Consider the following 5,374-nt stretch of genomic DNA (forward strand, 5'->3'; position numbering starts at 1 on the left):
TAGGGCACCGATTTAACCGCGCTTGGAGCGGCTATATGGGATATAACTACTCCAAAAATGATTATAGTGATGTTGATACTAACAGTACGGGGTATGATCCTCGGTACTACGAAAATTACGCGAAAAGTTCGGTTATTGTTTCGGCAACATTTGATAATACAGATGACTATTATATCCCGCGTGAAGGATTTACATTTTCTCAAAGTTTTGAAAAAGCAGGAATCGGAGGGGATGCTGATTTTATCAAAAGCCGTACCAGTTTTGGAGCCTATAAAGGGTTGCAAAAATTGACCGACTTTGATTTGATTTTGCGCTATAAAGCTCGCTTTAATTATGCTGATGAAAGTGGCTATTTACCGTTAGGGGAAAAATTTTATATGGGGGGAATCGGTTCGGTTCGCGGATACCAAGGGTATTCTCTTTCTCCAACGGATGGCGTTGACAGTTCCGGTGATCCGTATAAAATCGGAGGAACACAAACATTCTCTAACTCTTTGGAATTCAGTGTACCTTTAGTCCCTGAAGCGCGTATGCGTGCTACGGCCTTTGTCGATTATGGTTTAATCGGTGAAAATAGCCTGAGCGAGATCAAACGGGGTGGTTATGGAATATCATTGGAATGGTTCAGTCCTGTCGGACCGTTACAGCTTGTATTTGCTAATCCTATCGGGGATAAACCGGGTGATAACACAACAGCATTTGAATTTACGATAGGGCAGAGATTTTAATTATCTGTCATTCCCAACTCGATCGGGGATGACATAAAGTTTACTTTTTAAACACTCTTACTTTTGAAATTACTTCAACAGCACCCATTATGATAGCACCTGCGATTACTCCTGTGATCGCATCGATAAAAATAGGGGTAACCCATCCTAGAGTAGTTCCGATCATTGGAATCGTTTCTACGGTGTGTACAGTACTCTCTACGAGATAATGAGCATCAGGTATACCATGTAATAGAATGCTACCTCCGACGAGGAACATCGCTGCCGTTCCGACGACGGTGAGGATTTTCATAAGGCGTGGAGCAAAACTGAGCAGTCCTTGTCCTAAAGCCCTTTGCGGTACTCCCCGCTTGCCTTCAGGAGCATTTTGGAGTAGATGTAGTCCAACATCGTCCATTTTAACGATAGCAGCGACAAATCCATAAACACCAACTGTCATTGCGATGGCGACACCACTGACAACCATCAGCTGCGTCATCATATCTTTATCAGCAACACTCCCCAATGCGATGACGATAATTTCAGCTGATAGGATAAAGTCGGTACGAATAGCACCCTCAATTTTTTCTTTTTCAAATGCTTCTAAATCAATCTCAGGATTATGAAATGCTTCAATCAACTCACGGCTGTGCTCATCCTCTTCCTTTGAATGTAAGAAAGGGTGGGCAATTTTTTCAAATCCCTCAAAACATAGATAGGCACCGCCGAGCATTAAAATCGGAGTAATTGACCATGGTGCAAATGCACTAAGTCCTAACGCAGCAGGGACAAGGATGAGTTTGTTTTTAAAAGAGCCTTTTGTGACACCCCAAACGACAGGGAGCTCACGTTCGGCTCGAATCCCCATCACTTGTTGAGAATTGAGTGCGAGATCATCTCCCAAAACCCCGGCCGTCTTTTTAGCAGCGACTTTGCTCATAGCGGCAACATCGTCAAGCAATAAGGTAATATCATCAATAAGGATTAAAAGGCTGCTTCCTGCCATTGTTTAGATATCCTTTAGGGTAATGGTAATGTTTTTAGGTAAAACAAGATTTTTTAGTTGTTCACGTACAAGATAGAGATATTTTCCTGAAATAATGAGTTGCCCATCGATAAGCTCTACGATCACCTCAGAAGCATTGATTCTGGAAGCTAATAAAATATGTGAAAGCCATAAAATAAATCCGAGCCCATTTAACATTGATTCATTTGGTAATAAAGAAGCATAAGAATTTTTAGGGAGAAGATCAGAAGATGAATGTCCCTTTTTAAACAATAGTAGATGAGAGATTAAAGTGATTTGAGGATGAGTGAGAGCGTAATCGAGAGAGCTCATAGCCAAATAGTGGCTGTGACGCTGATAGGCATAATAACGGACACCAATACCAATGGAGAGAAGTTTTGCCGCAATCGTCAGTTCGTGTTTATAGCTAAGATGGATGTTAAGAGTTGTGTAGAGTAACTCAAAAAGACGTTTAGAAAGATGTGCACATTGAAGTGAATGATCACTATGTTGCGCATAAGTATCGAGGAGATAACGGACACTTGGATTGTAGTTTGATGGGAAACGATCAGCAGAATTTCGGAGGAGGTCACTTAAAAATACCCCTTCACGAACTCCAACACCGCTAGAAATTAATGTTTTTGTCCCAATATGGCGGATGATTCGCTCCAGTATAAGCGTTCCCGGTTTGATGGTGTCAAATCGATCCGATTTGATAAATAAAGCGCGTAGTTTTTTAGGATTTGCGTCCATGATTTGATCGGTAAAATGTAAAAATGTAATGTTATCAGTTGTATAGGCATGGAGTTTTTTAAGAGAATATTCCTCTTTTTTCATTAATGCTCGGGTAAGGGCACGGAACGTGCCTCCGATACCGATGAGAGTATGGATTCCAAAATCAGGAAGTTGTCTTAATGCTTCATCGATATACGCGATTGCGCCATTTAGGTCATTGTTATCGAAAAAAAGTTCTTTAATTCGAACGGTACCGATATTAAGGGAATAGAGTTGTTCCACTTTACCGTTACGTAAAACGGTAAATTCACTTGAGCCTCCTCCGACATCGACGGTAAGTGCTTCAGAAATAGCAGGAAGGAGATTTGCACATGCCATACCTCCTAGATACGCTTCTCTTTCTCCACTGATGATTTTGATTGACAGGTTATATTCACGTTTGATACGGGAGAGAAAAGCGGCTTTATTAGGTGCATCACGGAGTGCAGAGGTCGCAATGCACATAATCTTTCGAGTGCCAAATGAGCGGGCAATGGATAAAAATTCCCCTATCCCAAGCGCGGTACGTTCCATTGCTTCATCTTGGAGATATCCTCCATTTTTATAAGCATTTTCACTTAGGCGGACGGAACTTTTAACCTCATGGAGAATATGAAAAGCAAAACGGCTGGTTTTTTGGAAGACCGCCATTCGCATCGAATTGCTTCCGATGTCGATAACAGCAGTACATTGTGCCATTTACTCCTCTTCCTCCATTATTTGCTTGTGTTTATAGTGGAGCTCTTGCATGGTTTCGACGTTATCTTTGTCTGGGATAATACAATCGACCGGACAAACGGCAATACAAGCAGGTTCATCATAGGTTCCTACACATTCAGTACAACGATCCGGATCGATGATATAAATCGGATCACCCTCTTCGATAGCATCCATTGGACACTCTTCGCGACACGCGTCACACGCGATACATTCATCGACTATTAGTAGTGGCATAGGTTCAACCTCGGTTTTTTTATTGGTTATTGCGCGATTTATAGCGAAAGGAACCTTTGAGGAGTTTTAAAGTAGAAAAACTTATCGTTGTGGAAGGACACAACACAGTTTCGAAGGGAGAACTAAACGGGCAATACTCCCGTCTATTTCATCTTCTCGATTGGTGAGAGTAATAGTTGCACCAATCGCTTCAGCAGCACTTTTGGCTAAAAAGAGCCCTAACCCTACTCCCGATTTGTTTCCTTGGCGTTTAAATGGAGCAAAAAGATCGACGCTCTCATCAATCCCGCACCCCTCATCAATCACCTCTATGACAATTCCTACTTCATTAAGATGGCTTTGGAAATGGATTGTTTTACCTTCAAGGGTAAATTTAAGAGCATTTTGTAAAAAGTTTTGCAAAATTTGATTCAATAGTGTCACTTGCAGTACAGCACTAAATGCATCCGGCTCAAAATGGGTAATGAGTGTTTTGTTTTCACTATTGGCTAAAAGTTTGAAATCCCCTTCCCATTTTTTGAGGATTTGGATGATATCGGTTTGAATTGGTATTTCGAGCTGAGCTCCCTCTTGACGTCCAATATTGAGGATGTCTGCAACGATTTTATTCATTTCATCGACACTTTGATTGGTGATTCGAATCGCTTCAATGTACTCTTCGGGAGTACGCTTTTTGATAAGTGTTACCTGATTTTTCAATTTGATAACGGCTAGAGGAGTTTTGAGTTCATGCGCTGCACCGATAAAGAGCTCTTTTTGGTATTTAACGAAATTCTGAATCCTGGCAATGAGACGATTGAGTGTTTCTCCCAGAGGTTCAAACTCATCGGGGAGCTGTTCAACTTTGATGGGGCGAATCAGATGTTCATTCATGTTGGATAAACGGCGTGAAAGGGCACTGATCGGAGCAATCAACATTTTTGAAAAAGCGATAGCATAGAGGATAATGACAACAAATCCCACTGCGTTAATGAGATAAATAGAGTTCATTATTTTTGTCAATAAACGCTTGGTAGGAGTAATGTCACGGCTCACTTTCAAATACGATGAGTGTTCAAAATCAAACGGATAGACAAGTGTCAAAGTGGTTGTTTTATCTTTGTGGGTAGTCTCATAAAAATCGAGATGCTCTTCATTCGCAGTGAGGGTAATAAGCTCGACGTTAAGCCCCATCATAGTATCGGTATTGCTTTGTTGGGTTGATAATAGCGATTTATACGAAGCGATATTTTCGGCGTAACCGATCAATTCAGCTTGTTTTTCGTCGTAAATGGATTGTTTGATAAAAAGGAATAAAAAAGAGGAGAAAAGGATAACCAATGCCGCCGAAGCGACAATGAGTTGAAAAAGAAAGCGTCGTCTTATACTTCTTTTGGAAAACATAATTTTCCTCCTTTCCTAGTATCGCTTAGTTACTGCACTTGTGCGGTTTAAGTTTCAGTAAGTTATGTATTCGAGAAAATAAATTTTAGATACTTAATTATTCTTATGATTATACAAGAAAAATAGAACAGACTTCTTTCATAATCCCTTAAGGGATTCGAAAATTGCTTTAGAGGGAAAATGGATAAAAGAGAGATTGCAGAATGGATTATGAAAACAGTCTATTGTATAAATCTTAAATAAAGAATTAATTTTTATCAATTAGTTTATTGTCAACCACAAATTCCATTCCATCATCAATAATCCCACCAAAAAAATCTTTTATCTTACGAATTACTTCTGAATCATTTTGTGCTTCTATTGAATTTGATACATTTTGATCAGACACAATAATTTTCTCATTTTCGGTTGCGAAAACATAACAATTAAGATACAAAAAAAGGATTATCGAGAAAAGTGAAGGTTTGAACATAAAATAAACCACCCTTTGTTTTTACTATTTTATAGAGGAAAGATGACTATGATTCTCAGCTTTTACTGAGAATCATAA

Annotated in this window: 6 protein-coding genes; 1 reads left to right on the top strand and 5 read right to left on the bottom strand. The window is 39.7% G+C overall.

Annotated features, from left to right (window positions below; translation table 11 throughout):
* On the top strand, positions 1-728 hold a 728-nt coding region (locus tag WA010_RS08405; protein ID WP_422556680.1), incomplete at its 5' end, for a BamA/TamA family outer membrane protein.
* A gap of 40 nt (positions 729-768) precedes the next feature.
* On the opposite strand, the gene WA010_RS08410 is transcribed toward WA010_RS08405, so the two are convergent.
* The 5 genes from WA010_RS08410 to WA010_RS08430 all read right to left on the bottom strand — a co-directional run bounded on the left by WA010_RS08410 (position 769) and on the right by WA010_RS08430 (position 5,212).
* Positions 769-1,713: a DUF808 domain-containing protein gene (locus tag WA010_RS08410; protein ID WP_422556681.1), complete on the bottom strand. Its 945-nt coding sequence runs from the start codon at positions 1,711-1,713 to the stop codon at positions 769-771.
* Positions 1,714-1,716: 3 nt separating this feature from the next.
* Entirely contained in the window at positions 1,717-3,186 is a 1,470-nt protein-coding gene (locus WA010_RS08415) for a Ppx/GppA phosphatase family protein (protein WP_422556682.1), read from the bottom strand.
* Positions 3,187-3,441: a YfhL family 4Fe-4S dicluster ferredoxin gene (locus tag WA010_RS08420; protein ID WP_422556683.1), complete on the bottom strand. Its 255-nt coding sequence runs from the start codon at positions 3,439-3,441 to the stop codon at positions 3,187-3,189.
* Between the two features lie 81 nt (positions 3,442-3,522).
* Positions 3,523-4,824 (bottom strand): sensor histidine kinase, encoded by a 1,302-nt coding sequence (locus WA010_RS08425; RefSeq protein ID WP_422556684.1) that lies wholly within the window; start codon positions 4,822-4,824, stop codon positions 3,523-3,525.
* 247 nt (positions 4,825-5,071) lie between these two features.
* On the bottom strand, positions 5,072-5,212 hold the full coding sequence (locus WA010_RS08430) for a hypothetical protein (RefSeq protein WP_422556685.1): 141 nt from the start codon (positions 5,210-5,212) through the stop codon (positions 5,072-5,074).
* Positions 5,213-5,374: the final 162 nt, after the last annotated feature.

It is taken from the genome of Sulfuricurvum sp. (assembly GCF_049305995.1).
Classification (GTDB): Bacteria; Campylobacterota; Campylobacteria; order Campylobacterales; family Sulfurimonadaceae; genus Sulfuricurvum.